Source organism: Kitasatospora sp. NPDC127067, assembly GCF_042724755.1.
In the GTDB taxonomy this organism is placed as follows: domain Bacteria; phylum Actinomycetota; class Actinomycetes; order Streptomycetales; family Streptomycetaceae; genus Kitasatospora; species Kitasatospora lactacystinica.
In genome coordinates, this window is sequence record NZ_JBHXEM010000120.1 from 1 (window position 1) to 26714 (window position 26714).

Annotated in this window: 22 protein-coding genes; 6 read left to right on the forward strand and 16 right to left on the reverse strand. The window is 76.1% G+C overall.

Features of this window, described 5'->3' with window-relative positions:
- Nucleotides 1-100 precede the first annotated feature (100 nt).
- Nucleotides 101-2362 carry a hypothetical protein gene (locus ACFWJ4_RS33135; protein WP_380550731.1) on the reverse strand — a complete coding sequence of 754 codons (2262 nt, stop codon included), beginning with the start codon at nucleotides 2360-2362 and terminating at the stop codon, nucleotides 101-103.
- A 407-nt stretch (nucleotides 2363-2769) separates the two neighbouring features.
- On the opposite strand from ACFWJ4_RS33135, the gene ACFWJ4_RS33140 reads away from it, so the two are divergent.
- Complete coding sequence (locus ACFWJ4_RS33140) at nucleotides 2770-3345, forward strand: hypothetical protein (RefSeq protein WP_380550734.1); 576 nt, start codon at nucleotides 2770-2772, stop codon at nucleotides 3343-3345.
- 181 nt (nucleotides 3346-3526) lie between these two features.
- Here the strand turns inward: ACFWJ4_RS33140 and ACFWJ4_RS33145 are convergent, their stop codons facing one another.
- The 13 genes from ACFWJ4_RS33145 to ACFWJ4_RS33205 all read right to left on the reverse strand — a co-directional run bounded on the left by ACFWJ4_RS33145 (nucleotide 3527) and on the right by ACFWJ4_RS33205 (nucleotide 18047).
- Complete coding sequence (locus ACFWJ4_RS33145) at nucleotides 3527-7597, reverse strand: LysM peptidoglycan-binding domain-containing protein (protein WP_380550737.1); 4071 nt, start codon at nucleotides 7595-7597, stop codon at nucleotides 3527-3529.
- Nucleotides 7597-8046 (reverse strand): TadE/TadG family type IV pilus assembly protein, encoded by a 450-nt coding sequence (locus ACFWJ4_RS33150; protein ID WP_380550739.1) that lies wholly within the window; start codon nucleotides 8044-8046, stop codon nucleotides 7597-7599. Before ACFWJ4_RS33150 ends, ACFWJ4_RS33145 begins: the two co-directional genes overlap by 1 nt.
- Nucleotides 8047-8206: 160 nt before the next feature.
- Nucleotides 8207-8557 carry a pilus assembly protein gene (locus tag ACFWJ4_RS33155; RefSeq protein ID WP_380550742.1) on the reverse strand — a complete coding sequence of 117 codons (351 nt, stop codon included), beginning with the start codon at nucleotides 8555-8557 and terminating at the stop codon, nucleotides 8207-8209.
- A gap of 146 nt (nucleotides 8558-8703) precedes the next feature.
- Nucleotides 8704-9078, reverse strand: coding sequence for a TadE/TadG family type IV pilus assembly protein (locus ACFWJ4_RS33160; RefSeq protein WP_359913787.1), 375 nt, complete (start codon nucleotides 9076-9078; stop codon nucleotides 8704-8706).
- A gap of 38 nt (nucleotides 9079-9116) precedes the next feature.
- The gene (locus ACFWJ4_RS33165; RefSeq protein ID WP_359913790.1) at nucleotides 9117-9407 is read right to left on the reverse strand and encodes a hypothetical protein; all 291 of its coding nucleotides are present in this window, start codon (nucleotides 9405-9407) and stop codon (nucleotides 9117-9119) included.
- Between the two features lie 110 nt (nucleotides 9408-9517).
- On the reverse strand, nucleotides 9518-10396 hold the full coding sequence (locus ACFWJ4_RS33170; protein ID WP_359913793.1) for a hypothetical protein: 879 nt from the start codon (nucleotides 10394-10396) through the stop codon (nucleotides 9518-9520).
- Nucleotides 10393-11358: a type II secretion system F family protein gene (locus ACFWJ4_RS33175; RefSeq protein WP_380550745.1), complete on the reverse strand. Its 966-nt coding sequence runs from the start codon at nucleotides 11356-11358 to the stop codon at nucleotides 10393-10395. Before ACFWJ4_RS33175 ends, ACFWJ4_RS33170 begins: the two co-directional genes overlap by 4 nt.
- Nucleotides 11358-12977, reverse strand: coding sequence for a CpaF family protein (locus tag ACFWJ4_RS33180; protein WP_380550748.1), 1620 nt, complete (start codon nucleotides 12975-12977; stop codon nucleotides 11358-11360). The genes ACFWJ4_RS33175 and ACFWJ4_RS33180 overlap by 1 nt, the downstream gene beginning before the upstream one ends.
- The gene (locus ACFWJ4_RS33185; protein WP_380550751.1) at nucleotides 12967-14436 is read right to left on the reverse strand and encodes a hypothetical protein; all 1470 of its coding nucleotides are present in this window, start codon (nucleotides 14434-14436) and stop codon (nucleotides 12967-12969) included. The genes ACFWJ4_RS33180 and ACFWJ4_RS33185 overlap by 11 nt, the downstream gene beginning before the upstream one ends.
- Nucleotides 14436-15311 carry an SAF domain-containing protein gene (locus ACFWJ4_RS33190; RefSeq protein ID WP_380550754.1) on the reverse strand — a complete coding sequence of 292 codons (876 nt, stop codon included), beginning with the start codon at nucleotides 15309-15311 and terminating at the stop codon, nucleotides 14436-14438. Before ACFWJ4_RS33190 ends, ACFWJ4_RS33185 begins: the two co-directional genes overlap by 1 nt.
- A 143-nt stretch (nucleotides 15312-15454) precedes the next feature.
- Nucleotides 15455-16402, reverse strand: a complete 948-nt coding sequence (locus ACFWJ4_RS33195; protein ID WP_359913269.1) for a hypothetical protein — start codon at nucleotides 16400-16402, stop codon at nucleotides 15455-15457.
- A complete protein-coding gene (locus ACFWJ4_RS33200) occupies nucleotides 16396-17019 on the reverse strand; it encodes a hypothetical protein (protein WP_380550757.1) in 624 nt (207 codons plus the stop codon). The genes ACFWJ4_RS33195 and ACFWJ4_RS33200 overlap by 7 nt, the downstream gene beginning before the upstream one ends.
- Before the next feature lie 137 nt (nucleotides 17020-17156).
- Nucleotides 17157-18047: a hypothetical protein gene (locus ACFWJ4_RS33205; protein WP_359913273.1), complete on the reverse strand. Its 891-nt coding sequence runs from the start codon at nucleotides 18045-18047 to the stop codon at nucleotides 17157-17159.
- Between the two features lie 117 nt (nucleotides 18048-18164).
- Between ACFWJ4_RS33205 and ACFWJ4_RS33210 the strand changes: the two genes are divergently transcribed.
- The 3 genes from ACFWJ4_RS33210 (at nucleotide 18165) to ACFWJ4_RS33220 (ending at nucleotide 20740) form a co-directional block, all read left to right on the forward strand.
- Nucleotides 18165-18665: a pyridoxamine 5'-phosphate oxidase family protein gene (locus ACFWJ4_RS33210; protein ID WP_380550760.1), complete on the forward strand. Its 501-nt coding sequence runs from the start codon at nucleotides 18165-18167 to the stop codon at nucleotides 18663-18665.
- Between the two features lie 74 nt (nucleotides 18666-18739).
- Nucleotides 18740-19192, forward strand: coding sequence for a MaoC family dehydratase (locus tag ACFWJ4_RS33215; protein WP_359913279.1), 453 nt, complete (start codon nucleotides 18740-18742; stop codon nucleotides 19190-19192).
- Nucleotides 19193-19537: 345 nt separating this feature from the next.
- Nucleotides 19538-20740 (forward strand): MBL fold metallo-hydrolase, encoded by a 1203-nt coding sequence (locus ACFWJ4_RS33220; RefSeq protein ID WP_380550772.1) that lies wholly within the window; start codon nucleotides 19538-19540, stop codon nucleotides 20738-20740.
- An 88-nt stretch (nucleotides 20741-20828) separates the two neighbouring features.
- Here ACFWJ4_RS33220 and ACFWJ4_RS33225 read toward each other — a convergent pair whose 3' ends face one another.
- Both ACFWJ4_RS33225 and ACFWJ4_RS33230 read right to left on the reverse strand, forming a co-directional pair.
- Nucleotides 20829-23549: a DUF6493 family protein gene (locus ACFWJ4_RS33225; RefSeq protein WP_380550763.1), complete on the reverse strand. Its 2721-nt coding sequence runs from the start codon at nucleotides 23547-23549 to the stop codon at nucleotides 20829-20831.
- Nucleotides 23546-24931: an SWIM zinc finger family protein gene (locus tag ACFWJ4_RS33230; protein WP_380358706.1), complete on the reverse strand. Its 1386-nt coding sequence runs from the start codon at nucleotides 24929-24931 to the stop codon at nucleotides 23546-23548. Before ACFWJ4_RS33230 ends, ACFWJ4_RS33225 begins: the two co-directional genes overlap by 4 nt.
- A 137-nt stretch (nucleotides 24932-25068) precedes the next feature.
- On the opposite strand from ACFWJ4_RS33230, the gene ACFWJ4_RS33235 reads away from it, so the two are divergent.
- Complete coding sequence (locus tag ACFWJ4_RS33235) at nucleotides 25069-25977, forward strand: acyl-CoA thioesterase (protein WP_380550766.1); 909 nt, start codon at nucleotides 25069-25071, stop codon at nucleotides 25975-25977.
- A gap of 98 nt (nucleotides 25978-26075) precedes the next feature.
- A partial coding sequence (locus tag ACFWJ4_RS33240) for a TetR/AcrR family transcriptional regulator (protein ID WP_380550769.1) occupies nucleotides 26076-26714 on the forward strand: 639 nt, incomplete at its 3' end.

The following is a 26714-nucleotide window of genomic DNA, read 5'->3' on the forward strand; positions in this document are numbered from 1 at the left end:
CTCCCCGCCGGTCGGCGGACGGCGGACGGCGGACGGCGGTCGGCGGACGGCGGTCGGCGGACGGCGGGGAACAGCGGACGCGGCCGGCGGACGCCGACTGTCAGCCGGTGGCGGCAGCGGCCAGCTGGGCGAGGTAGCGCTCGGCGGCACGGAGCTTGCGGCCGTCGGGGCCCGGGAGGTGGGCGCGCAGTTCGATGATCTCCGGGGCGATCCGGATGGCCTCCGCGCGGTCCGTGATCGCACGCCAGCAGGCCTCGGCGTTGGTGGCCGCCCGCTGGGTCTCCGGATGGTCCGGCCCCTGGGAACGGAGCAGCGTCAGGGCCACCTCGCGGTAGATCTCCGCGGCCTCGGCCGACCGGCCCGCGAGTCGGCAGACGTGCGCCCGGACCTGCCGGACCTGCAGCACCGGCTCGGAGACGGCACCGTGCTCGGCGATCGCCTCCAGTTCGAGGGCGAAGGCCAGGTCGGTGGCGGCGGCGTGGTCCCCGGCGTCGGCGCTGCGGACGATCCGTCCGATGACCTCGCGGTAGTCCTCCCGGGGCCGCCTGGCCGCAGCGGCCTCGTCGGCCGACGCTTCGGCAGCGGTGCCGGCCGGGCTGTCGGTCGGACTGTCGGCCGGGGCGTCGGCCGGGGCGGGCGGCGCGTCGGCGGGCGCTTCGCCGGCCGGTCCCTCGACGCCCGGTCCATCGCCCTGCGGCACGGCGTCGACCGGTGCCTCGTCAGCGGGCTGCTCGTCGGCCGGAACGGCGTCAGCAGGCTCCTCCTCCGTCCGCGCCTCGTCGGCCGGAACGGCGTCGGCGGGAGCCTCCTCGGCGGGCGTCTCCTCCGCCCCCGCGGGAGCCTCCGGGACGGCGTCCCCGGGCTGCTCCGTGACCGCGGGGCCCTCTTCGGCCCCGGGCCCCTCCGCAGCCTCGGGCTCCTCCGCGACGGCTTCCCCGGTCGCGCCCCCGCCCGCCGCTCCGGCCGTCTCCCCTGTCGTCTCCCCCGTCGTCTCCGCAGCCGTCCCCTCGACCGCCTCCGCCGCGGCCTCGGAGGCCACCACGGCTTCCTCCTGCGGGAGTTCGGGCTCGGCGACCGCGACGTCCGCGGGCTCCGGCCGGGGCTTGAGGAGCGTGACGCCCGCCGGGGGCGTGCCGTCCTCGGGCACGGCGTCGGCCGGGGCGGGCTTGCGCAGGGTCACGCCCGGCGCCTCGGCCGTTCCGCCCGCCTTCAGCAGGCTCACCGGGCGGGCCGGTCGCGGCGGAGTGGGCGGGACGCCCGGCTTGACCAGGCTGACCGGACCACCCGCGGTAGCCGGGGAGCCGACGGCCGCGGTCGACGGCTCGGGCAGCGCGGCCGGTACCGGCGACGGCCACCCCGGGACGGCGTCCCGCGGTTCCGTCGGACGCGGCAGCGGCGGCGCCAGGGGCGGCGGCAGGTCGGAGAGCGCTACGCCGGCGGCCGGCACCGGCGGCACGTCGGCCGGCAGGCCCTCGCCGCGACGGGCGGTGTTGCGGAAGAACGGCCGGTCCGGGGCGTGGGTGGCCAGGACGATCACGTCCGGCCGCAGCACCGAGTACACCTGCTGCCGCAGTTGCTCGGGCGCGAGCACCTCGCCCGCGCCGGGCCGTCCGCCGTGCAGCGCCTCGATCAGCGCGCGGGTGAAGGTGCCGATCTGCTCCGGGTCCGGGCTGACCACCGCCCACAGCGGGATGCCCTCGCTGAGCGGGGAGACGGTTCCCTGGAGGTACGGCCAGGCGTTCTGGTCGGCACTCAGATCGGCGATGACGAGGGTCTGCCACTCCGCCGGACGGTGGCTCAGCTCGGCGGCGACGGACTGCCAGGGAAGGCCGTCCTGCTTGGCGTCGCGCAGGGTCAGCTGGAGCTGCCCGCCGCGCTTGTCGGCGACGATGTGGCCGCCCAGGTGGACCAGCAGCGGTCCCGGGTGGCGGGAGGCGGCGCGCAGGTGGGCGAGGACGGTGTGCGGGTCACCGGCGCCGGGGAGGTGGACGGCGTCCACCGCGTCCGCCGCGAGCAGCACCTGCGGCGAGACGGCGGCGAGCATCGCCGAGAGCACCGGCGCCTGGGCCGGTCCGCCGCGGCCCCAGGTGCGGCGGCCGGAGTTGCCGTACCCGCCCTCGATCACCAGGATCCGCCCGCGCGGCGCGGCACCGAGGCCACCCGCACCGATGCCTCCCGCGCCGAGCCCGCCCGCACCGCCGACGGTGGCCGGCGTCGCGCTCTGGACCGGGAACGGCGGCGGGGTCGCCGAGGAGGCGAACCCGGCGCTGGGCAGGCCGGTGAGGGTCCACCCGGTGGGCGGAACGGGCGGTGCGGCCGGGGGCGCGGGCGGCGGCATGGGCGCCTGTCCGACCGGCTGCACGCTCCCCTGCGTGCCCGCCCCGGAAGCAGGTACGGCCCCCGGAGGAACACCCGGTACGGAAGCGGCGACCGGAACGGGGGCGGGGGCGGCCGGGGGCGGCGGCGGCTCGTACAGCGCCGCGGGGCCGGGCGGATGCTCCTCGGCCGGGAGGCGCGGGGGCGGCGGTACGGCGTCCCAGGGCCCCGAGCCGCCGGCCGGGTCGGGACCTCCGGAAACCGCTGTCGTCTCCGCCATCTCCTGGTCACCGCCCCGCCCCGCCGCTCCCGCGGCGTCTGATGCCCTCGCCTGTATGGTGCCTGCCACCACACTCCGTGCGCGCCACCCTACGAGATCCCGGCTCACCCGTTCCAGGCCGGGTGGCCGATCGGCGCACCACACCACCCGCGCCGCCCCGCTAAGGTGCCGTCATGGTCGATGCCGATCGCCCCTTGCTCTTCCTCGACGTGGACGGCCCGCTGATCCCCTTCGGCGACCCTCCTCCCGGCGGCTACCCCACCTACCGCAGCCCGTACGTCCCGCCCGGTACGGCGATGGGCGGGAATCCGCTGATCGCCCGCGTGAACCCGGAGTTGGGGCCGCGACTGCTGAGCCTGCCGGGCGAGCCGGTGTGGGCCACCACCTGGCTGGAGGACGCCAACGAGTGCCTCGCGCCCTGGCTCGGCCTGCCCCGGCTCCCCGTCGTGGACTGGCCGGTGGACGACACGGGTGCCATGGACGCCCCGGACGCCCCTGCGACGACGGACCGGCCGGACATCACGAACTGGCCGGACGGGCCGGACGGCCTGCACTGGAAGACCCGTGCGCTGGTCGCATGGGCGGACGGGCGACCGTTCGCCTGGGTGGACGACGAGATCACCGAGCCCGACCGCCGCTGGGTCGCCGCCCACTCCCCCGCCCGCGCCCTGCTCCACCGGGTGGATCCCCGACGCGGGCTCACCGAGGCGGACTTCACCGCCCTGGACGCCTGGCTGCGGGCGGTCTGACCGGCCACCGACCCGCCGATCCGCCGGGACTCCGGACCGCCGCTCCATCGATCGGCCCACCGATCGATCCACCGACCGCATCCGTACCGAATGTCCACACGACCGCCGCATCCGCCGTCGGCCCGTCAACACAACTGCCCGGCCACCCCCGTGGGAGTGGCCGGGCAGTCGGCGATCCACCTCAGGAACCCGCGAGCAGGTCCCGCAGCAGGGCGACGGTGTCGGCGTCCAGGTCCCGGCCGGTCCGGCGGCTGAGCGCGTCCAACCGGTTGACGGCGCGCAGGAGTTGGTCGCGGGCGCCGGCCGAGGCGTAGGCGTAGAAGAGGTCCCGGTGCAGCAGTTCGACGTCCGGGGCGACGGCGAGGCCGCGGAAGACGGCGGCCTCGGCGCTGCGGTGGTCGCCGTACTGCAGACGCCGGGCGGCCAGTTCGTGGGCCGTGTCGACGATCGCCGCGATCATGTCCTGCCGCTCGGCCTCGGCCCAGCCGTACGAGGCCGGCGGGGCCTCGGCGAACGGCGCCCCGCGGACCAGGGCCAGGGCGTGGGCGAGGGCCGCGTCGGCGGTGGCACTGGTGCTGCGCATGCCGCGCCGGTAGAGGCCGCGGAACTCGTCCCAGTCGCAGGTGACCGCCGGGGCGAAGGAGTACCCCTCGGTGCCCTCGGTGGGCAGGAAGGCGCGGCCCTCCGGGGAGGTGCCGAACCAGGCGGCCAGGTCGCCGAGTTTGGCCACCACCGGACTCTTGGCGTCGGCCGCGGTGGGGTGCGGGTCGAGGTGCGCCGCGCCGGGGTGCAGATCGTGGTCGAGCGCGTGGCGGTCCGACCCCGGACGCAGCGCCAGGTAGACGGCCAGCTCGGTGAGCCGGGGCAGCGCGCCGGGGACGGCGGTGCCGAGGACCCCCGCGACGTCCACCGGGCCGAGCAGCCGGATCCGGGGGGCGTTGCGGGCGGCGTGCGCCTCCGGGGAGCGGAGGATGGCGAGCAGGTCGTCGCTGTCGCTGCGCCCGGGGGTGGTCCGGGCGACCGGGGCGACGGCGGCGGGGCCCGGTTCGACGGCGGGCTCGAACTCCCCCGTACCGGCGGGGTCCGCGGTCCCGACCGTCTCGGCGGTCCCGACCGTCTCGGCGGTCCCGGCCGTCTCGGCGGTCCCGGCCGGACCGGTCCCGGCGGCGACGGCGGGCACCGCGGCGGACGCGGCCGACGGCGCCGACTCCTCGGCCCGCTCCGGCGCGGTCGGCTCCGCCGTCCCCGGCTCCGCCACCACGGGAGGCGACACCACGGACTGCGGAACGACGGACTGCGGAACGACGGACTGCGGGACGACGGGCTTCGGGACGACCGGCTGGACGGCGAGCACGACCGTCGCCGTGGACTCCGAGGGGGTGTCCCCCGACTCGTCCGCCCCCTCGCCCTCCGGCAGGCCCGGGCGCCGCAGGTCCCGGGTGGTCTCGTCGGTGGCCGCCTGCCGCCCCTGCCCGTTGACGACGAACCGCGCCGGACCGGTCGGAACCGGCGCTGGGGCCGGAGCCGGGACCGCGGCCGAAGCCGCGGGCGGCAGGGCGGCGGGCCCCGGGGCGGGCGTCACCGGATCGGTGCCCGCGAACGGGCTGGCCCCGGTGCCGATGACCCGGGCGAGCAGCCGCGGACCGGCGGCCGCGTCCGCGCCCTCCTCCGCCCCGCCGACCGAGGCACCACCGGCCGAGGCCCCGACAGCCGAGGCCCCACCGACCGACAACCCGCCGACCGAAGCCCCGACAGCCGAAGCCCCGACGGCGGCCAGCACCGGTACGGCGGCCGGCAGTTCGGCGGTGTCGGGGTCGTCCTCCGGCCCGTCCAGGGTCCAGGCCGGGGCCGGGTGCTGGGTGGTGTCGTCGGCGGCCCGGAGCAGCTCGGCGACCTGGTCGTACTGGTGGCCGCTGAGCCGCTGGAGCTCGACCGTGAGGTGCAGGCCCGGGATCGCGGCCTGCCCGGAGGTCGGCAGGGTCCAGCGGGCGACCGGGCCGGTGCCGCGCTCCGGGGCGCGGGTGATGACGGCGACGCAGGTGCGCGGGCGGGCGTCGAGCAGGCGTCCGAGCTCGGCCGGGACGTCCCCGCCGGGCTGGTGGGCGCAGAGCACGATCTCGGGCGTCCAGGACTCGTCGGCCTGGCCCCGGCTGCGGGCCTCGCGCGGGCTGGTGGCCTCGGCGGCGACCAGGGTGGCGCGGGCCTTGGCGGTGCGCGGGCCGAGGGCGGCGAGCGCGGCCTCCAGGGTGGGGTGGCGGTGCACCCGTTCGGCGGCCGGTCCGCTGATCGGCAGTTCCTCGGCGAGGTCCACCAGGTGCAGGTGGAGCCGGTCGGCCAGCGGGCTGTGGGCCAGTTCGACGGCGAGGGTGCGCAGCACGTCCCGGGCGTCGTCCGGGTGGCCGGACAGGTGGAGCAGCCGGACGGCCTCCAGGTCGGCGAGGACCACCGAGCCGTCCGGCGAGGTGCCGAGGGTGACCAGCGCGGGGTACGGCGCGGCGGTCCGCCGGGCCTGGCCGGGGCTGAGCAGGTCGCCCGAGTCGGCGCTGCACCACCACACGTTGGCGGCGTGCGCGGCGCGGAACGGCGCGATCGGGGTGGCCGGGCCGGACAGGTGCAGCTCGATGGTCTGGCCCTGGGTGATCCGGGCGGCGACGATGGCGGGCAGCCGCTTGCCGCCGCGCACGGTGTTGCGGGCCATGGTGCGCAGGGCGCGGTCCAGCAGTTCCAGTCCGGCCTGGTCCTGCCGGGCCATCAGCTCGTTCTCGAAGGCGGCGGCCTCGGCGTCGGGCATCGCGATGCGGTGCCGGGGGCGGCGGGCGCGCTGCTGGCCGCCGCGCTTGTGGGCGACGGCGCCGACCATGATGGCGGCGAGCAGGACGCCGACGGTGGAGGCCGAGAGCGCGACGGTGTAGTCGTCGCTGGGGGCCGGGTCGGCGTGCGCGGCGGGGGCGGGCGCGTGGGCCGGTGCGTGCGTGGGCGCGGGCGCCGGGGCCGACTGCGGCGTGCCCTGCGAGGGAGCGCCCTGCGCCGGAGCGGGTGCCGGGGCCTGGTCGGCAGGAGCCGGTGCGGGCGCCGGCGCCGGTGCGGCACCGCCTGCCCCCGGCACCGTGAGCACCATCCCCGGCACGACCACGTCCGGGTCCGTCAGCTGCTCCCCGTCCGGGGCCTGCGCCCCCTTGTTCGCCTCGAACAGCTTCGGCCACTGCTCCCCGTCCCCCAGCTCCCGCTGGGCGATGGCCGACAGGCTGTCCCCGGCCTGGACGGTGACGGTCCGCTGCCCGCCGGATCCGCCCGCGCCACCGGCGCCACCGGGCCCCCCGGCCTCCGCCCCGGACTGCGGAACGTTCTGCGGGGCACCCTGCGGCGTCCCCTGCGGGGTGCCCTGCGCCGCGTCCCCGGAGGGAGCCGGCGCGGGGGCCGGAGCCGGTGTCCTCGCCTCGTCCGGCTTGGCGTCCGCCGGCATCAGCAGTTCCCAGCCGGGCTGGATCGGCCGTTCGGCGTCGAAGCGGACGCCCGAATCGCCCATCACCCGGCCCTCGTTGAGCTTGGCGATCTCCATCCACCGCTCGCCCGAGCCCAGTTGGCGCTCGGCGATGGACCACAGGCTGTCGGCCGGCCGGGCGTCGCGCACCGTGTAGGTGCTCTGCTGCTCGGCGGCCGGGGTCGGGGCCGGTGCGGCCGGCGCGGCGGGCAGTGCGGCGCGCTGCACGCCCGGCGTCAACTGTGCCTGGACGACCGGGCCGTGGGCGGCGTCGGGGACGGCCGCGAAGGCCGAGCCGGCCACCGGCAGCAGGGCGAGCACCGAGCCGACCAGTCCGGCCGCGATCCGCTGGCTCCAGCCGAAGGCCGGGATGCGGCGGGCGATCCGGCCGCGTAGCTGGGCGGGGATCTCCAGCAGGACGGAGAGCGCGAAGCAGGCCCAGGCGAGCCAGCCGACCACCACCAGCGCCCACAGGAACAGGCTTCCGTCGTCCGGGCTGGTGAGCGCCTCGCCCACCCCGCCCGAGGCGACCTCGCCCATCCCGGCGACCGCCTGGGTGCCGTACAGCAGCAGTGCGGGGACGCCCAACAGCAGGGCGAGAAGGGTGACCAGCGCGCCGAGCGCGGTGATCACGGCACGGCCGCGCCCGCGGGGTGGTCGGGGCGCCGGGGCGGCGGGCCTTCGGGCGCCGCCGGCGCGATGGGACGTCCCGGCCCGGCCGTTGCGGGCCTGGGCGGTACGGGCCTGGTCCTTGGCACGTGGCGCGGCCATCAGTCGGTCTCCGCTTTCTCGACTCCGTGGACGAGGGTCGCACTGCCCTTGCCCGTTACCTTCCGTTGCCCGAGGGCGCCCAGCAGCACCGGGCGGTAGTCGGCCTGCACGGTGACGGTGACGACCTTGCCGTCACCGGAGAACTCGATGTCGCCCGCGTGCAGGCCGTACAGGCGCAGATAGGCGTCGGCGGCGTCCCGGACGTAATTCTCCTGGACCTTGAAGCCCTTGCCCCGCAGGACGGCCGCCCGGTCGAGCTGCTGGCCGCCGACCCGCGCGGCCTCCAGGGCGTAGGCGTCGGTCCGCTCGGCGACCCGCAGCCGGCCGCCGGCGTCGATCACCAGGGCGATGACGAGCACGACGTAGGCCGCGCAGATCGCCACGAAGAGGGCCACCGCGCCCCGGTCGGACCGGCGCGCCGACGGCCGTCGCCACAGACGGCTCACCACTCCCGTCCCCTCCCCCCACTTCGCACGCTGTTCTCCCCACCGGCCCCCACCGGGCGCCACTCGGTACCGCTGTGTCATCCCCCGGGCGCTCTCCGCTTGCGTCTCCCCCGCACGGGCCGTCTCCAATCCCCCGTCTTCCGGGCGACGGCGCCGCGCGCCGTCATGTGCCCCGGTAACGGTCCACCACCGAGGTGAACTCGCCGACGAGGTGCTTCGTCACGGGTACCCCGGACGGTCCGCCGAGCAGGTCGGCCAGTTCCACGTCGCAGATCACCGTGACGGTGACGGTCGTGGCCGGTCCGCCCGGCAGGTTCAACTCCCCCTTGCCGACCCGCACGTCCCCGTTGCGGCAGGACACGCCCTGCTGGCGCAGGGTCGCGAGGGCGGACTCCCTGGCCGGCTGGTCCATCCCGTCCACGCTGCGCTGCAGGGAGGCGGTCCGGGCCCCGGCCCGGGCGGCGGCCTCCACGGTGCCGGCCGTGGTCTGCACCCGACCGGCGGCGATGGCCACCAGGACCAGTCCGACGACCCCCGGTACGACGATCGCCGCTTCGATCGCGATCCCGCCGCGGTCCCGCCTGCGCGGCCGCGACCAGAACCGCCGCCGCGGCGGCCGCGACGGCCGCCGCCACCCGCCGGGTGCCCGCGGTTCACTCCTCACGGCTTCACCGCCGGCGCCACGAAGCGCTCGCGCGGCGCCTCGGCGAACTGGGTGACGGTGGGCGCCCTGAGCCCGGGTATCAGCAGCGGCGGGGTCAGCTCCACGGTGACCCGGACGGTCTGGGCCGTGCTGCCGTCGGTCCGCACCACGTACCCGCGCACGCCCTGCCGGTCGAGGAAGTCGCGGGCCTGCCGCTGGGCCGCCTCGTTCTTCTCGCCGTCCGTCGCGCTGCTCTGCACCCGTCCGGCGTCCACACCCTCGCGGGCCGCGGTGAGCGCGACCTGCCGGTCGTACCAGAGCAGCGCGGCCTGGACGACGAGCAGCAGGAGCAGCAGGACGACTGGGAAGACGATGGCGAGGCTCACGCTCATCGACCCCCGGTCGCCCCTGCGGCGGAGAGCAGGACGCATCACTGGGTGGCGCCGCCCGCGCCCGCGCCGCCCGGCATGTTCGGGTCCTGCTCGACCTTCTTGACGACCTTGTCCTTCAGCAGGTAGAGCGCCGTCGCCACGGCACCGGCAACGAAGACCAACGCGATGATGGCGAGGGCGAGTTCGATGCTGATCGCACCACGGTCGCCGCGCGCCCGGGCGGCCCGCAGCCGGCCGAGCCGCAGGGTGAACAGCATCAGTGCGAACTGGACCGGTAGCAGGGCGGGTCGCAGCACCCGGTCTGCCAGGTGGGCGAGTCGTGCGGTCATCGGGTTCTCCCGGGGATGTGGCGGTGTGGTGTGGTGGTGCCGGCTGCTCTGAACTGGCGGGTCGGGCTTGCGAGGTCTGGTCGGGGACGGTACGCGGCCGTGGAGCACGGTCAGTTGAGCATCTGGTGCAGGGCGGGGAAGACGATCAGGACGGTCATCAGCAGGGTCAGCGCGGCCCCGGGCGCGACCATCCGTTCGCTGTCGGCGTTCGCCCGGGCGAGGTCCTCGGCGAGCAGTTCCCCGCGCAGGCCCTTGGCGCGGGCCCGCAGGGTGTCGTAGACGGCGGCGCCGTCGGTGCCGGACAGCCGCATGATGTCGGCCACGTCCTGGAGCGGGCTGAGCCCCAGTTCCTCGGCCAGCGCGTCGAGTCCGGCCCACGGCGGGAGCCGGTCGGTGGCCGCGCGCTCCAGGGCGTCGCGGATCCGCCGGAACACCGTGCCCTGCCCGACCGCGGCGGCCCGGCGCAGCGCCTCGGCGGGGCCGCAGTCGGCGGCCCGCTCCATCGCGACGAGTTCCAGGTAGGCGGCGATGCCGTGCAGGTACTCGGTGCGCGCCTCCTTGGCCTCGCCGCGCACCACGGCGTCCGGGACGAACCAGAGCAGCCCGGCCAGCAGCGGCCCGGCGACCAGCGGCAGCGCGAACGGCAGGCCGGTGTCCATCAGCACGGCCATCGCCCCCAGGTAGGCGGGCAGCAGCAGGCCGAGCGCGGCGAACAGCAGCTTGTGCACCATGAACCGGGCCGGGGTGCGGCCGATCAGGGCGAGTTCACGGCGCGGTACGGAGACCCCGCGCAGGTGGACGGACCGCTCGCCGATCCGGTCGTACCAGCGGGGCCGCTCGTCCGGGTCCTGCTCGCGGTCGGCGGGGGTGGCGTGCAGCCGGTCCAGCGCCTGGCGCAGGTCCGGTGGCGCCGGCCGCAGTTCGGCGACCAGGAGGGCGAGGCCGCCGGCCGCGAAGGCGCCGGCCAGCACGGACCAGGGCGAGATCACCGGACCTCCCCGAGCTGCTCGGCCGGCTCCGGCGCGGCCGCCGGTGCGGCGGACCGGCGCCCGCTCCTGCTGCGCCGGTCCGGCGTCAGCAGCCGGGGCACCGGCGGGTGGGAGGCCAGCGCCCGCATCCAGGCGATGATCGCCACGAACAGGGCGGCGACCACGGCGAGCACCACCTGACCGAGGAAGGTCCCGTACGGCCGGGTGTACTCGGTGTTGAAGGAGCCGACGGTGACGACCAGCACGATGATGCCGACCAGCCAGCGGATGGTGGTCCGGTGCTTGGCCCGGTCCGCCTCGATGGCGCGGCGCTGGCGGACCTCCTCGCGCACCGAGTCGGCCATGTCGGAGAGCGTGCGGGCCAGGCCGGGGCCGCTGTCCCCGGCCCGCAGCACGAGCGCGGCGAGCACCTTGTCCGCGGTGGCGTCGGCGAGACTGTCGGCGAAGGCGCGCAGCGCCTCCTCGGGCCGCCAGCGGGCCTGCAGCCGGGCGGCCAGCTCACCGATCTCGTCCTCCAGGGCGGCCGGGGCGGTGCGGCGGCTGGTGACGATGGCCTGGTTGAGGCCGACGCCGAGCAGCAGCACGTCGGCGATCCGCTGGGTCCACTCGGAGAGCGCCTCCAGCCGCTCGATCCGGTGGGTGTCCGGGCGGGTGGTGTCGAACAGCCAGGGCAGCCCGAAGACGGCCAGCGGCACCAGCAGCGAGGTCAGCGGGATGCCGGTGAACAGCCAGGCCAGCGGCGCGCCGGCGAGCGCGAGCGGCAGCTGGACGCGGCGCAGCCGCACCATCCGGTGCGCGGCCGTCCCGGGGGCGCCGTACCAGAACACGTGGATCCGGCCGGCCAGCGGGTTGGGCTCCCGCTCGGCCCCGTCCTCGGCGCCGGGCTCGCTGCCGCGGGCCCAGGCCACCAGGGCGACCAGGCCGCCCGCGACCGCCAGTCCGCAGAGGGCGAAGAGCAGCATCACCGCGCGCCACCGCCGATCCGCAGCTGGAGCGGGGTGGCCCAGCTCCCGTACCGGGAGCCGAGCAGCGAGGCGTCGAAGCCGGCCCGGCGCAGGTCGTCCAGGCACTGCGGCGGGGTGTGCGGGACGGCCCGCGGCTCGCCGAGGTCCGGCCGGGGGCCGAAGACGGTGTTCAGTGCGGGCCGGCCGCTCTCCCCGAGGCCGGTGACCTCCAGGACGTGGGAGACGAAGCGGTGCCGGCGGCCGCCGACGGCGGTCTCGTCGACCATGGTGACGTGCACGATGAGGTCCAGGGCGTTGGCGGTGAGCCGGTAGGCGAGCGAGTCGGTCATGTGCGAGCCGTACTCCAGGCAGAGTTCGGCGATGCGGTCGACGACCATGTGCGGGCCGCGGGCGTGCAGGGTGCACATCGAGCCGCCCTCGCCGTTGGTCATCACCCGCAGCATCGGGACGACCTCGCCGGAGCGGACCTCCCCGACGATGATCCGGGAGAGCGTCATGCGCAGCGCGGCCGGAATGAGGTCGCCGATGGTCAACTCCCCGGCCAGGCGCCCCTCGACGCGCTCGCCGTTGCCCTCGCGGGCCTCCATCGGGACGACCTGGCGCAGGTGGCCGAGGGTGTGCAGCCAGAGTTCGAACTCGGACTCCAGGGTGCCGATCCGCTCGTCCGGCGGGATCTCGGCGGCCATCGCACGCAGCAGGCTGGTCTTGCCGACGCCCTGGGTACCGGTGATCATCACGTTCTTCCGGGCCCGGATCGCGGAGGCCAGGAAGGCGGCCAGGGTGGCGTCCAGGGTGCCGAGTTCGACCATCTCGGGCAGCGTCGCCGAGGCCACCCGGTGGCGCCGGATCGCGATGTACGGGCGGGGCGTCACCTCGGTGAGCGCCTGGAGGCGCATGCCGCCCTCCAGGCGCAGCGCGAGGGTCGGGCTGGCGGTGGAGAGGCTGCGCTCGCCGCCGCCGTGCTGGCGGGCCAGGTCCTGGAGCAGTTCGATGAGTTCGGCGTCGTTCTCGGCCACCGGCGGTACCTGGCGCAGGGGTTGGTGCACCTTGGAGACCCAGACGTCGTCGCAGCCGTTGATCAGGATGTTCTCGATCTCCGGGTCGTCCAGGTAGGGCTGGAGCCGGCCGGCCCGGAACAGCAGGTCGAAGACGGCCTCGGCGAGGGCGCGGTCCTGCTCGCGGGTGGGCGGGATGCCGTGGGTCTGCGCATAGGCGTCGGACCACCGGGCGACGGCCTCCTCGATCAGCGCCCGGCCGCGCTGGCGGCGGGTGGCGCGGTCCGGATCGGAGCCGGAGGCGGCGGTCAACCTGGTGATCTGCTGGTGCAGTTCGGCCGCGACCTGGCGCTTGAGCTCACGGGCGACCTGCGGGTCGACGGCGGGCCGGGTGGCGGAGCCGCGCAGGTCCAGCGAGGGCAGCTGGGAGGGCACGGCGGCGGGCCCGGCCGCGCCGGGCGGAACGGGCTGGGGCACGACGGGCTGCGCCGGGGCGGGCTGGGGCGCGACCGGTCCCGGCCGGTACCCGTGCGGCGGGACGACCGGTCCGGGCGGCGGCGCGGCCCAGGGCAGCGCGGCCGGATCGGAGGCGGGACGCTGGTGCAGGGGGCTACCGCGCACGGAGCACCTCCCCGGGGTTGTTCGGGTACGGCCCGCCCGTATCGTCCTGACGATGCGTCACCATCGGCTGCTGGAGCGGGTACTGGTCTTCCGGTTCGCCGTACGGGGCGGACTGGACGTGCGCCGGGAACGGCGCCGGCGCGGCCGGCTGCGGGGCCAGCCCGGCCAGCGGCGCCACCGGGCCGGTGGTGATCACCGGCGGGACGGGCTGCGGCGGGGTGTACGAGGGCTGCTCGCCCTCCGCCGTCCCGTAGCCGGACCGGCCGTGCACGGTCCGGCCGTGGGCCGCCGTGCCGTACCCTCCCGGCGGGTACGGCGACGGGCCGTGGCCGCCCGGACCGTATCCCGGCTGGGCGTACCCCGGCTGCCCGTGGTCGGACTGGCCGCCCGTCCCGTAGGCCGACTGCCCGTACGGGCCCGGCGCGGACGCGGGCGGAGGAACCGGCCCCACCCCGGACGACGGCACGGGACCGGACGACGGCACGGGCCCGGCCCCGGGAACGGGCACGGACACCGACGGCTGCGGCGCCATCGGCACGGGCGGGGTCGGTATCGGCGGGGCCGGCACCGGAGCCGTCGGGGCCGGCGGCATCGGCACCGCCGCCGCGACCGGGGCCGCCGCCGGGCCGCCCGCCGTCAACCGGGCCGGCGCCGCGTCCTGCGCCGCGCCCGGCGCGAGCCGCTGGCGCCGTCGGCGGATCAGCAGCTGCACCTCGTCCGCCGCCGACCGCGCCGTGCGCATCAGCTCCGAGCGGATGAACCGCCGGTCGCCGGTGTCCCCGCCGTCGGAGAGCACCTTCGCCGTCCGGGTGGCGTGCGGCAGCACCCCGAGCACCGGCAGCCCGAGCTCGCGGGTCACCTCCGCCCTCGTGTACGGCCCCTCGGCGACCAGCAGCAGTCCGAGCGCGTCCGCGCCGGTGCCGGCGGTGGCCAGGTCCTCGGTCAGGGCGGCGAGCCGGGGCCGGACCGAGCTCAGCCCGCGCAGCGTGGTGCGCACCGTCGCCACCACCGCGTCGGCGCGGCGGGCGAGCACCGCGCTGTGGCCGGTGGCCCCGGAGCGGCCGAGGTCCACGATGACGTCGTAGCCCTGCCGTTCCACGCCGTGCAGCAGTTCGGCGAGCGGTTCCCAGGTGTAGGCGAGGCCGGGCGCCTGGGTGGGGTCGGTCAGCCCGGGCAGCAGCAGCCGTTCGGCGTTGCCCTCGGGCGAGAGGTCGATCAGCTGCTCCCAGATGGTCTGCGTGAGCAGTCCGCGCCGGTCGGCGACGGCCAGGTTGCGCAGCCCGTACACCGCCTCGACCCGGCCCTCCAGGGCGCCGGCGAGCACCGCGCCGCCGTCCGGGTCGGCCTCGACCAGCAGGATCCGCCGGCCGGGCGACAGCGGCCACGACAGCAGCAGCGCCAGGGCGGTGGTGGTCGCTCCCGGTGCGCCCGGGCCGCCGACCACCGCGATCACGGCCATCAGGCGCCGCCCGTCGCGGCCGGGGCCCCGGAGGCGGCGCCGCCGGGGCCCGGCGTGGTGGCCCCGGGCGCCGCGCCCCCGGGTGCGGTGGCGGCGGCCGAGGGCGCACCGCTCGGCGCCGGGACCGGCGCGGTGCCGCCGCCTGGGGCACCCGCCGCACCGCGCGGCGCGAGCAGCACCTGGATCCGCCCGCTCGCCACCCACTGCGCCAGCCGGGGCCCGTCCGCGGTACCGACCGCCACGTCGATCACCTGGCTGCCGTCGGTGTCCACCCGGCCGACGGTGATCACCGTGGCCGGCAGCGAGTCGGCCCGGCCGTTGTCGGGGGTGAAGACGACGACCAGCTGCACACCGGGCTGGAGCCGGCTGGCGGGCAGCTGGGTGCGCTTGGCCGACACCCCGACCACGATCTGCCCGGGCTGCACCGACAGGCCCTGCGCGAGGTCGGAACCAGTGAGCATCGCACCGCGCTTGAGGTCGGTCGCGGCCCGCATGCCGACCGCCTTCGCGCGGTCCTGGGCCGACACCGGGCGCAGCGCCGGGTCCCCCGCGATCCGGGCGACCACCAGGTCGTCCTCGGTGATCACCTGCCCCCACGGCACGTCCCGGGCCAGCGCCAGCACCGCGACCCGCTGGCCGGTGCTGTTGTAGAGCACGGCCCCGCCCAGCCCGCCGGCCGCGATCAGCGCGACCGCCATCGCCAGCACCGCCGGGCGCCGCCGGCGCGCCCCCATGGTCCGCCCGGGCGCGTGCGGCGCCGCCCGGCCCCGGCCGTTGCCCGGACCTGTCTGCTCCGGCTGCTCCGGGAGCGCCACGGACGCCGCCGCGCCCGCGGAGGTGCCGGATCCCGGCGTCGCGAACGTACGGTTCTCCACCGGGTTCCGCCCTTCCCTCGTTCGTCTCTGGCTCGTCCGGCTGGTCGTTGTGCGAATCGCCGTACCGGCACGGTCACTTGTGTGCGGTCACTTGCGGGCGATCACTTGCGGGTGATCACCGGAGCTCGGTCACCGGACCGCGCTCAGTTGAGCACCTGCATCTCGGCGACCCTGAGCTCGAAGGGCTTGCTGCTCTGGTTGATGCCCGGGATCGTGAACTTCCGCGGGTTCGGCCCTCCGGTGACCACCACGGCGGCCTCCCAGTGCATCGTCACCGTGGCGCTGAAAACGCTGTTCTTCTCACCGGCCGAGCTGGTCCTGAACTCGTAGCCGCAGTCCGGGGACTTCGCGTCGCCGTACTTGGGGTCGTACGGCGTTCCGGTCGTGGTGCAGGAGGTCTGGAGGTGCGCGCCGAAGCTCCAGTCCGCCTTCAGCAGCCGGGGCGTGACGGTGACCGAGATGCCCCCGACCGACGCGCTGCCCGGTGCGGGCAGCGCGGCGTCGTCCGCCCAGAGCCAGACCGGGGCGTTGACCACCGCCGTGGTCTGCGGAGCGGCGCGGCCCACCGGCGGCCGGAAGCGGACCTGGTCGTAGGCCCGCTGGATGGCCATGGCCTCCGCGTTGACGTTCTGCCCGCCCGGCGCGGTGGCCTCGAAGACGATCTCGGCGCCGCCCTGGCCGCCGTCGGTCTGCGGACAGACCTTGGTGTAGAGGGAGCCGTCCTTCGGGTCGTGGCCGTCCCACGCCGGGTCGCCCGCGGGCGGCGGGTTGTCCAGGGCGCGGAAGTAGCACCCCTTGTCGCTGTTGAACCAGCCCAGCTGGGGGTCGTGGCAGGCCCACGCGACCTCGTGGTAGCTGCACAGCTGCGGGCCGGTGTCCGAACCGCCGCCACCGCCGGGCTTCGGTCCGCCGGGCGACGTGGTCGATCCGCCGGAATTGACGTCTATGCAGATGACGTTCGGGTAGCACTGCTCGGCGCCGCCGCTCGGCGGTTCGTCCGCGGTCGCGTTGACCGCCGAGGTCAGCAGCAACCCGGCCGACATCGACGCGGCGATCGCGATTCGCCGGGCCGGTTTCCGCGCGTTCAGCATGTCCGGTCCACCTCCCGTTTGAAGTCGTAGATCAACCAATGTGCCTGGAACCAGCGCAGGGAAGCGGTTCCGACGTACCGGTTCAGACGTGCTCCGGGATCCTTGGCGGCCCCGGTGACGGCGTCGACGCGGTGCCAGCCGGACAGGTCGACGCAGTCCTCGATCACGGCGGTCTGCGGATCGGCTTTCAGATCAATGGCCTTGACCACCGCGGAATTGCGCGGCGTCCCGGTCATCACCACTTTGGCGTCGCGCAGTTGCCGGAGGCTGACCAGGCTGTCGGACAGGGCGCGCCCGGAAGAGTACTGCTCAAGTGCGTAACCGTCCGAATCCGAACGTCCGAAGACCTGGGCCTGGGCCTGCCACCAGTCCTGATAGGTCTTCAGGGCCAGCCGTCCCATGGCCCCTTCCGGACCGCTGGTCGGCGCGATCGAGCCGTTTACCGAACCACCCGAAGGAGTTAGCGGGTCCACTCCCGCGACAGTGGGCGCGGCCGACCCGATGCGATCGACGGAACCGCCCGCACCACCGCTCGCACAAGCACCGAGCAGCAACACCAGAACCGCCCCACCGACTCCAACCGCCCCAGGGAGCAACACATTTCCGCGCTGCCGCATGGCCCCACCTCGTTGCGACCGACCTGATCCGTGATCCACGGCCGCCAGGAGAATTCCGCCGTCCCACCGGTGTTTCCGCTGGGGATCGATTCTTCGCCAACCCACCCCATCACGGCAACACCTCAGGCCCCCTGACCTTACGCGGAAGGAGGTTCCGTCGGGGCGCTTTCCCGCCACAGAACGGCCAACAGTTCCTCGGAAAGCGACAATCCGGCCAATGCGCCCCGAACCGCGGCCCGATTGCGCATCAGGAGCCGCCCGGCGTGCGGCGGAACGAGCAGGCGCGCGCCAGGCGCACCCGAACTACCGGACACTTCCCCACCGTCCGTCAGCGCGGCCACGGCCGGCTGGAGATCGAGCGGGGCGACGGCCGCGGGGGCACCCGGGACGCCCTGGCGCAGGACGGCGGTCAGGGCCCGGCTGAACGAGCCCTCCCCGCCCGGCAGGACGGCGTCCCGGCCGCGTCTGCCCGGGGCGTAGCGGCTGCCCGGGGAGTGGCGGCCGATCCGGCCCCACAGCGGAACCCTTGAGTAGCTCAGCAGTTCGCCCGCGCCGTCCTCGCCGCGCTCCAGCGCCGCCCAGGCGTCGCGGTCGACCACCGCGTCGACCAGCAGCAGCGCCTCCTCCTGGTCCCCGTGCACCATCGCACTGACCACCCAGTCCCAGGCCAGGCCCCGGCGGTAGGCGTTGTCGGCGGTGCTGCCGGCGGTGACCAGGGCCAGCCGGCGCCCGCGCGGATCGACCACCAGCTGGCCGACCAGGCAGACCAGCAGCCAGCGGCCGGGGTGCTGGGCGGCGTCCCGGACGGCGGTGAGCATCGCGTTGGCGTCCGCGTCCGGCGGCACCGTGGTGACCCGGCAGCCGGCCGCGCCGGTGTCGAAGCACATCCCGGGCAGCACGTCGGCGAGCAGCCGGGCGCCGTCCGCCGCGAGCGCCGCACCCCCGAAGGCCCGGTCGGGCCCGCCGTCCGCCCCGATCACCACCAGATCGACCCCGCCCGCCATCCGGCCGTCCCCCTCCTGCACCATTTCTCCACCCGCCGGGCAGGCTACCGCCCCGAGCGGTCGCCGACGGGGCTCCCGGCCCGTCCGCTCAGGGACCATGGGCCCTATCCGTGCGCGCACCGACCGAGGACGATCGGACGCATGGAGCGTGAGGACCGTGTGGAGACCCTGAGCGAGGCCGAGTGCCTGCGGCTGCTCAGCACCGTGCCCGTCGGGCGCGTGGTGTACACCGAGCACGCGCTGCCGGCCGTCCTGCCGGTCTCCTTCGAGGTCCTGGACGGGCGGCTGGTGCTCGCCGTACGCCGGGGAAGTGGCACCGCGCGCGGGCTTGACGGCACGGTGGTGGCCTTCCAGGCGGATCTGCTGGACCCGGTCACCCGCACCGGGTGGAGCGTCCTGGTGCACGGGCGGGCCGACGTGGTGAGCGACCCCGAGCAGGTCAGACGGGTGCTGAGGTCCGGTCTGCGGCCGTGGGTGGGCGATCCGGAGCCGCTGTTCGTCGCGCTGGTCCCGGAGCTGGTCAGCGGCCGCCGGCTGTTCCCGACCGGGCCGGGCGTCCCGGGCCACCGGACGCGCCGGCAGCCGAGCACCGGGCCGGTGAGCGCCGGGCCCGTGAACACCGGTTTTCCGTTCGGCTCCTGACAGATACCGGTGGGTAGGCATACGCTTCCGGCGTCCTGACCCCTCCCCGGGCCCGTCCCCACCAGGAGCGCACCGTGACGACCTTCGCCTCCCTCGCCGAGCTGACCGCCGCCGTCGGCACCGAACTGGGCACCAGTCAGTGGCACACCATCGAGCAGCGGCGGATCGACCTGTTCGCCGAGGCGACCGGTGACCACCAGTGGATCCACGTGGACCCGGAGCGGGCCAAGGAGAGCCAGTTCGGCTCGACCATCGCGCACGGCTACCTGACCCAGTCGATGATCCCGGTGCTGGCGAAGGAGTGCTACGCCGTCGAGGGCGTGCGGATGGCGCTGAACTACGGCTCCGACAAGGTGCGGTTCCCGGCGCCGGTGCCGGTGGGCACGGCGATCCGGGCCACCGCCGAGCTGCTCTCGGCCACCGAGGTGCCGGGCGGGATCCAGGCGGTGGTGCGGTTCACCGTGACCAGCGAGCGGAGCGCCAAGCCGCACTGCGTCGCGGAGACGATCACCCGCTTCTACGCCTGACCCGGGCGGGGCCCGTGCCGGGGCCGAAGAAGTCCCCCCGGGGGAGAGAGCGGGACGGCGCCCGGGCACCGGCCCGCGCCGCCCTCCCGGGTACGCCGATTGGACCGCGCCGGGCTCTCCACCAGGTCCGGACGGCCCATGGCGAGTAATCTCCGACGAGATGGTTGTCGTATCGCAGCAGCCCCACCCGCCACTGCGCTGCGCGCCCCGGCCCGCCCGGTAGCCGTGACCGTCCCTGGAGGAACCGTGCCCCGCCCCGCCCCGTGGTTCTCCCGCCTCGCCGGTCTGTCCGCGCTGTTCGCCCCGCCGTCCGCCGACCCCGCCGCCGAGCGCGCCGTACCCGGGTTGGCCGGACTGCCCCGGGCCGCCTGGCACCGGATCCGGACCGACGCCTTCGGCGCCGAGCCCCGGGGCGAGCGGCTGGCCCGCATCCGCCGCTCCCCGCAGTTCGCCGACGGCGCCTTCCGCAACCCGGTGCCCACCCGCCGCCTGGTGTACGAGCGCAGCCCGCTGGAGATCACCCGCGCCCAGCTGGCCGGGGACAAGACCCGCCGCGCGCCGACCGCCGCCGTGCCGGTGCACCGGCTGCTCCCGGGCGACCTCGCCGCGCCGCCGGAGTCCGGGTTGCGGCTGACCTGGCTGGGGCACGCCACGGTCCTGGCCGAGATCGGCGGACGACGGGTCCTGCTCGACCCGGTCTGGGGCGAGCGCTGCTCCCCCTTCTCCTGGACCGGCCCCAAGCGGCTGCACCCGGTTCCGCTGCCGCTGTCCGAACTCGGGCCGGTGGACGTGGTGGTGGTCTCCCACGACCACTACGACCACCTCGACATGGGCACCGTCCGGGCGCTGATCGGGACGGGCGCGGTGTTCGCCGTCCCGCTCGGGGTCGGGGCGCACCTGGAGCACTGGGGCGTACCGGCCGCGCGGATCGTCGAACTGGACTGGTGGGAGTCGGCCGAGGTCGCCGGGCTGACGCTGACCGCCACGCCGGCCCGGCACTACTGCAGCCGGGGACCGCGCACCAGCACGCTGTTCCTGTGGGCGTCCTGGGTGGTCGCCGGTGGCGGGCGGCGGATCTTCCACAGCGGGGACACCGGCTACTTCCCCGGCTTCGCCGAGATCGGCCGCCGGTTCGGCCCGTTCGACGCGACGATGATGCAGGTCGGCGCGTACAGCGAGTTCTGGCCCGAGGTGCACATGACCCCCGAGGAGGGCGTGCGGGCGCACCTGGACGTGGGCGGCGAACTGCTGCTGCCGATCCACTGGTGCACCTTCAACCTCGCGCTGCACCCCTGGGACGAGCCGGCCGAGCGGGTGGTCACCGCGGCCCAGGCGCTCGGCGCCCGGCTCGCGGTGCCCCGTCCCGGCAAGCCCTTCGAGCCCGCCGCCCCGCCCGCCCTGCGCCTGTGGTGGCGCGCCGTCGCCGCCCCGCGCGGCATCCCGCCCCTGGCCGGCGAACGGCGGCAGGAGGAGGCGGCCACGGGGGCGGCCGAGGCGCGCGAACAGACGACAACTTTCAGCGAACAGATTTCAAAATCTGTTCGCTGAAAGTTGTCAGCCGACATCTGTCCGCCATCAGCCGACACCCATCCGCCGCCGGCCGGCACCCGTCCACCGCCGGCCGGCATCCACCCCCTCAGCCCGCGAGCACGTCCCGCAGCGCCCGGGCCTCCTTGACCACCCGGCCCGAGCCCCCGCGCTCGGCCGCCGCCGTCACCTCGGCGACCGGCCCGCGGGCCCCGGTGCGCCGGGCGCAGTCGGTGGCCAGCGCGATCAGGTCGCCCAGCCCGCGCGTCGACTGGTCGGCCTCCCCCAGCAGGCCCGGCAGGGCCGCCGCGAGCACCGACCAGACCGTCGCCCGGGCGCCGGTCTCCGCCGCCGTGGTGAGCGCCGCCCCGAGCCGGCCGGCCAGCACCGTGCCGCAGGCCACCAGGGCACCCAGCTCACGGCCGAGCAGCGCGCCGTCCAGGTCGCCGCGCGCGGCGAGCACCAGCAGGGCGTCCACCGCCGCCGTCCGGTCCTCGGCGTGCCGGGCGCCCAGGCCGTACGCCAGCGCGAGGTGCAGTGCGAGCCCGGCCGGGCCGCCGGCCTCGGCGAGCAGCGGGAGGTAGCGGGCGGCGCCGCGCTCGTCCCGGTCGGCGCCCTCGGCGAAGGGGTCGAGCCAGCGCGCGGCCAGCTCCTCCCGGTGCCAGGGGAGCATCGCGAACCAGTGCGCGACGGGCCGCCAGGTCCAGCCGTGCACCTTGCGGGCCCGGGCGACGCTGGGCTCGGTGCCGTCCAGCAGGGCCCGCGGCTCGGCCGTGAGCCGCTCGCCGCCCGGCCCCTTCGGTCCGGCGCCGATGCCCGGCTGGGCGACGGCGATCCGCTCGACGTCCTCCCACCAGCGGTCCCCGTACGCGTTGGTGCGCCGCACCCCCTTGCCGGGCGCGAACAGGACCCGCTCGGACGGCTGCCCGGGCAGGCCGCCGGTGCGCAGCCAGTGCGCCAGCCACCGCCCGGCCGGGGAGGTGAGCGCCTCGGCGGCCTTCAGCACCGCCTCCTCCACCCGCACGTCGACCCGCAGCAGGGCCTGGGACAGGTCGGCCTTTCCCGGCGTGACGCCCGCCGCCTCGTACCCGGCGATCCGCTCGACCAGCACAGCCGCGTCCATCGCGCCGGTGGCGTCGGTCGGCGTCGCGAGCAGGTACGGCAGCCGGGCCTGGTCGACCTGCCAGGCGGCCTCCTCCAAGCGGGCGGCGAGGACGGCCCCGTGCACGGTGGTGTGCGCTCCGCGCAGCACGGAGCGGCCCTTGCGGCCGAGGTAGTCCCAGACCTTCCACGGCGGCGTCTCTCCGGCCACCGCGGCCACCACGTAGAGGATCTCCCGGGGCATGCAGTCGCCCCCACTGTTGGTGCCGTTCCACGGGTGCACCCGGCGGACCGGCTCCACCGCCTCGGCCAGCGCCTTCCGGTCCAGGCGGCTCAGCCGGACCAGCCCGTCCAGCACCCGTTCGAAGTCCGCCACGGCGGGCTCGCCCGAGGCGAGCAGGGCGGACAGCTCCTCCGCGAGTTCCACCGCCGAGCCGATCGGCGCGCCGAGCGGGCGCGGTTCGGGCGCGGGCGGGAGGAAGGCGTTCCACCCGGCGTCCGGGTCGTCCTCGTCACCCCCGACCGGCGCGCCGAGCAGGTCGCCCGCGCGCCGGTGGTGGGCCGGGTTCAGGGCCTCGGCGGCGGTCCGCAGCTCCGCCACCACCGCCTCCCCCGCCGCCTTCAGGTGCCGGGCCACCACGTTCAGCGCCCGTTCCTGGAGGGCCGCGTCGAGGTGCCCGAAGGCCTCGGCCGCGGCCAGCACCACCGGGCCGGAGCGGTCGGGCGCGCGCCGGGCCGCCTTGTCCAGCCAGGCCAGCTGGGCGCGGACCAGCTTCTTCTCGGTCCGGAACAGCACCACCGCCGAGGCCTCGGGGAGCACCTCGGGCTCGATCAGGCCGGCCTCGTCCAGCCCGGCGAGCACCTCCTGGGCGTGCCCGGCGAGCACCGACTGGCCGTCCAGCAGCGCCACCAGGTCGCGCACCCGGGCCGCGTACTCGGCCGGCGTCGGGTCGAGCGCCCGCAGCGCCTCCAGGCAGGCCCGCTGGTCGCCCGGTTTGCCGCCGCGCAGCAGCCGGGCCAGGCAACGGTCGAGCAGTTCGGTCCGGTCGACCACGCCGGCCGCGGCCAGTTCGCCGATCGCCTCGGTCCAGACGTCGCCGGGGCGCGGGCTGTGCCGGAACGTCAGCGGCCAGCTGATGTCGGCGAGTTCGAGCAGCTCGGGCAGCAGCACCGGCGTGAGGGCGTCCTGGCGCAGCTTCTCGGCCAGCGTCGGGCGCGCGCCGCCGCTGCCGAAGTCGTTCACGCGGTCCATCCAGCCCCGGACGAAGGTCTCGCCGCGCGGCACCTCGCAGCCGGTGCGCCGGACCACGGCCTCCATCACCGGGTACATCGACCAGCCCTGGTTGCGTGCCGGCCGGGCGGCGAGCCTGGTGACCACCTCGACCTGCCACTCCAGCGGCTGCGCCTCGACGACCTGGTGCAGCACGGAGTTACGGGCCCACGGGCGGTCGGCGAAGTCGCTGCCGGCCAGCCAGACGGCGGCGCCGGCCGGGCCGGCGTGGCAGCCGAGCCCGGCCACCAGCAGTCGCCCCCTGGCCTCGGCCGCCTCCCGCGACCAGTCCTGCCGCAACTCCTTGCGCAGCTCCTTGAGGGCGGCCAGGCCGGACCGCCGCTGGGCCGGATCCAGGGCGGCCAGCAGCTCCGGTATCCGCGCGAGCCGTCCGGACCGGACGGCCGTCAGCAGTTCGTCGACCGGCCCCTGCCCGCCGGTACCCGCCGTCGTGCTCACGCTCCGGCCCCCTTCGCCCCCGCGGCCGACTCCCGCACCATCCCGACCGCCAGTGCGTGCTTGCACGGCCCGCGTCCGCCCCGGTACTTGCCCCACCACAGGCAGGTGCAGCTCAGCCGTCCCGACGCGTCCGTCCGCACCCGCTGGATGTGGTCGTCCACCGTGACGACGGCCGTCGCCCCGCCCTCCTCCAGCCGGACCGCGCCCGCCTCGACCAGGGCCCGGGCGGCCCGCAGCCGCGGGTTGGCCGCCTCGGCCCGCCCGGCGGCGTACGGGAGCTGCCGGTGGAAGTAGGCGGCCTCGGCGGTGTCGTAGCCGATCTGCCCGGCGGTGCCCAGCCGGGTGAGCGCGGCGCGGACCCGCTCGGGGCTCAGTCCGGACTGGGCGGCGAGGTCCCCGACCTCGATCCGGGGCTCCCAGGCGAGCAGCACCGCGATCAGTTCGGCGTCCCGCTCGGCCGTCCCGGTGGCGAGCGAGTCGAGCACCCCGCCCTCGCCGGAGAAGCCCCGGGAGGCGTCGGGCGAGAGCGTCAGGGTCAGCCGCATGCCGGGCAGCACCGCCTCCCAGGCGGAGGCGGTCGGCTCCCCGGCCGCGACCGGCCCGTACACCCGCAGGGCGAGCGCGTGCCGCAGCACCCGCTGGAGCGCCACCAGCCGCTCGGGCCCGGGCAGGCAGACCGCGCCGGGCACCGGCCGGGTGGTCGGCCGCAGCGTCGTCCCGGCCGGGACGACCCAGCCGGCGCCGGCCCGCCCGCCGCGCCCGGCGCGCGGCAGCGAGCGCAGGAACCGGACCGCCTCGGCGGCGGGCAGCTCGGCGCGCGGCTCGAAGCCGGCGGCGACGACCTGGGTCTCGGCGAAGCCGCGCAGCCAGCGCTCCGGCAGCGGGACCTTCTTCTCGACCAGCGGCCCGTCGAAGCTGGTGACCTCCAGCGCGTCCGGCCCGACCGCGAGGTGCAGCGGGTCGGCGGGGCCGATCCTGGTCAGCGCCTCCCGCAGCGGGTTGTTGACGTCCACGTTGGTGGTGCCGTGGCCGATCTCGTCCCCGTCGAGCCCGGCCCGGAGCACGTCGAGCCGGGCGTAGACGCCGCAGCAGCCCGAGAAGGACTCGAAGCGCAGCCGGTCCCCGTTGGCGGTGACCACCGGGTCGAGCGAGGCGCGCAGCTGCGGCTGGTAGTAGCGCGCGGCGGCGACGTCCGCGACCGCGAGCAGCGCGGCGGCGGCCGGCGCCGGATCGGCCAGGAAGCCCGCGAAGAAGCGCGGGTTGGCGGCGGATCCGAGCGGGGTGGCGCCGCCGGAGGTGGCCAGGTCGAGGCTGCGTCCGTCGGCGCCGTCCAGGACGGCCGAAGGACGCAGATAGGCGTACGCGTGTGCGGATTGCGTCATGCCGAGCACGCTAGGTGAGGGCACTGACAGATCTGTGGGCCACTGGCTGAAGTGAAACGTGTTCTATCCGATTTCCAAGCATCCGGACGTTACCCGGGTCACATCGCCACACGGTTGGCTTCTGCCACTATTGGCCCGTGACAGACCTGACTGAACAGCGCATCCCGGCCGAACAGGAGCCCAGCCCGGCCACCTCGTTCGCCGGGCTGCTGGAGATCGAGCAGCTGAACGAGAACACGTTCCGGGGCCGCTGCCACGCCGGCGCCCCGATGCGTGCCTTCGGCGGCCACGTCGCCGCGCAGGCGCTCGTCGCCGCCGGCCGAACCTGCGCGGACCGGCGCCCGGTGCACTCGCTGCACGGCTACTTCCTGCGGCCGGGCTCCCCCGCCCGGCCGATCGACTACCTGGTCGAGCGGGTCCGCGAGGGCACGTCCTACACCACCCGCCGGGTGACGGCGCTCCAGCAGGAGCACGAGGTCTTCACCCTCTCGGTCTCCTTCAAGCACCCCGAGCCGGCCGCCGACCGCCAGCGCGAGGTCCCGACGCTGCCCCACCCGGAGTCGCTGCCGAACTCCGTCGCCGGGCTGCCCGAGCAGGTCCGCCGGGCGCTCGCCGCGGACGGCGGCTTCCGCGACCTCGACGTGCGCTTCGTCCCGGCGGACGCCCCGGGGCTGCCGCCGGCCGTCCCCGGACTGCTGCAGCAGTTCGTCTGGATGCGCACCGCCTCGCCGCTGCCGGACGGGGACCCGCTGCTGCACGCCGGCGCGCTGACCTACCTGTCCGACCTCACCCTGGCCTCCACCGCCGGGCTGAACATGCAGCCGAACTTCTTCCAGCGCACCGAACCGCCCCGGCTGCTGATGGCCTCGCTGGACCACGCGATGTGGTTCCACCGCCCGTTCCGGGCCGACCAGTGGCTGCTGTTCGCCCAGCGCAGCCCGTCCTCCTCGGACGGCCGGGGCCTGGCGCTCGGCGAGTTCTACGACCTGGACGGCCGACTGGTCGCCTCCGCCGTCCAGGAGGCGCTGATCCGCGACCCCTCGTGACACCCGGCACTCCCGGTACCCCGGTGACCCCAGGACGAACGGAAGGCGGCCGGACGGCGTCATACTCCTGAGCGGCCCCGGCCCGTATCATGGTGCGGGTGACCAAGGTTGACCTGTCACCACGGCCGGTGGAGGCGATGTCTCCGCGTCAGCTCGAACGCCGCGAAAGCCTGATCGCGGCCGCGCTCGCCCTGGTGAACGAGATCGGCGTCGAGCGGATGCAGATGAAGCAGGTCTGCGAGCGGTCCGGAGTCGCCCTGGGGACGGCGTACCGCTACTTCTCCTCCAAGGACCACCTCCTGGCGGCGGCGATCGCCGAGTGGCATCGCCTCCTGCTGGCCGACCTGGTGGCCGAGCTGCGCGGGCCGAGAGCCGGGCCGGGGGCCACCGACCGGGCGGTCCGGTTCGTCCGGGGCGGGATGCGGGCCTACCAGCGGCAGCCCGAACTCGCCCGGCTGAGGGTGGCCGTGGCCGCCTCCACCGATCCGTTCGCCAGCGAGGCCCTGCAAGGCATGGCCCGGGCCGACAGCACCGCCCTGCAAGCCGTGACGACCGAGGTGCCGGCCGCCGCGAGCGACCTGGTGCGGCACATCGTCGCCCACGCCTGGCAGGGCGAGCTGACCGCCTGGGTGACCGGCCGCACCACCCTCGGGGACGCCCGGCGGCGCCTCGAGGACGTGGTGCGGCTGGTGCTGACCCCGTACGAGACGCGGTACCCGGCCCCGTACGAGGTCCCG

Coding starts and splice junctions, on each gene's coding strand:
- ACFWJ4_RS33140 (WP_380550734.1), top strand. CDS start 2,770: ATGGTCGATGCCGATCGCCCCTTGCTCTTCCTCGACGTGGACGGCCCG.
- ACFWJ4_RS33145 (WP_380550737.1), bottom strand. CDS start 7,597: ATGGCCGCGCCACGTGCCAAGGACCAGGCCCGTACCGCCCAGGCCCGC.
- ACFWJ4_RS33160 (WP_359913787.1), bottom strand. CDS start 9,078: ATGAGCGTGAGCCTCGCCATCGTCTTCCCAGTCGTCCTGCTGCTCCTG.
- ACFWJ4_RS33165 (WP_359913790.1), bottom strand. CDS start 9,407: ATGACCGCACGACTCGCCCACCTGGCAGACCGGGTGCTGCGACCCGCC.
- ACFWJ4_RS33175 (WP_380550745.1), bottom strand. CDS start 11,358: ATGCTGCTCTTCGCCCTCTGCGGACTGGCGGTCGCGGGCGGCCTGGTC.
- ACFWJ4_RS33185 (WP_380550751.1), bottom strand. CDS start 14,436: ATGGCCGTGATCGCGGTGGTCGGCGGCCCGGGCGCACCGGGAGCGACC.
- ACFWJ4_RS33195 (WP_359913269.1), bottom strand. CDS start 16,402: ATGCTGAACGCGCGGAAACCGGCCCGGCGAATCGCGATCGCCGCGTCG.
- ACFWJ4_RS33200 (WP_380550757.1), bottom strand. CDS start 17,019: ATGCGGCAGCGCGGAAATGTGTTGCTCCCTGGGGCGGTTGGAGTCGGT.
- ACFWJ4_RS33205 (WP_359913273.1), bottom strand. CDS start 18,047: ATGGTGCAGGAGGGGGACGGCCGGATGGCGGGCGGGGTCGATCTGGTG.
- ACFWJ4_RS33210 (WP_380550760.1), top strand. CDS start 18,165: ATGGAGCGTGAGGACCGTGTGGAGACCCTGAGCGAGGCCGAGTGCCTG.
- ACFWJ4_RS33230 (WP_380358706.1), bottom strand. CDS start 24,931: ATGACGCAATCCGCACACGCGTACGCCTATCTGCGTCCTTCGGCCGTC.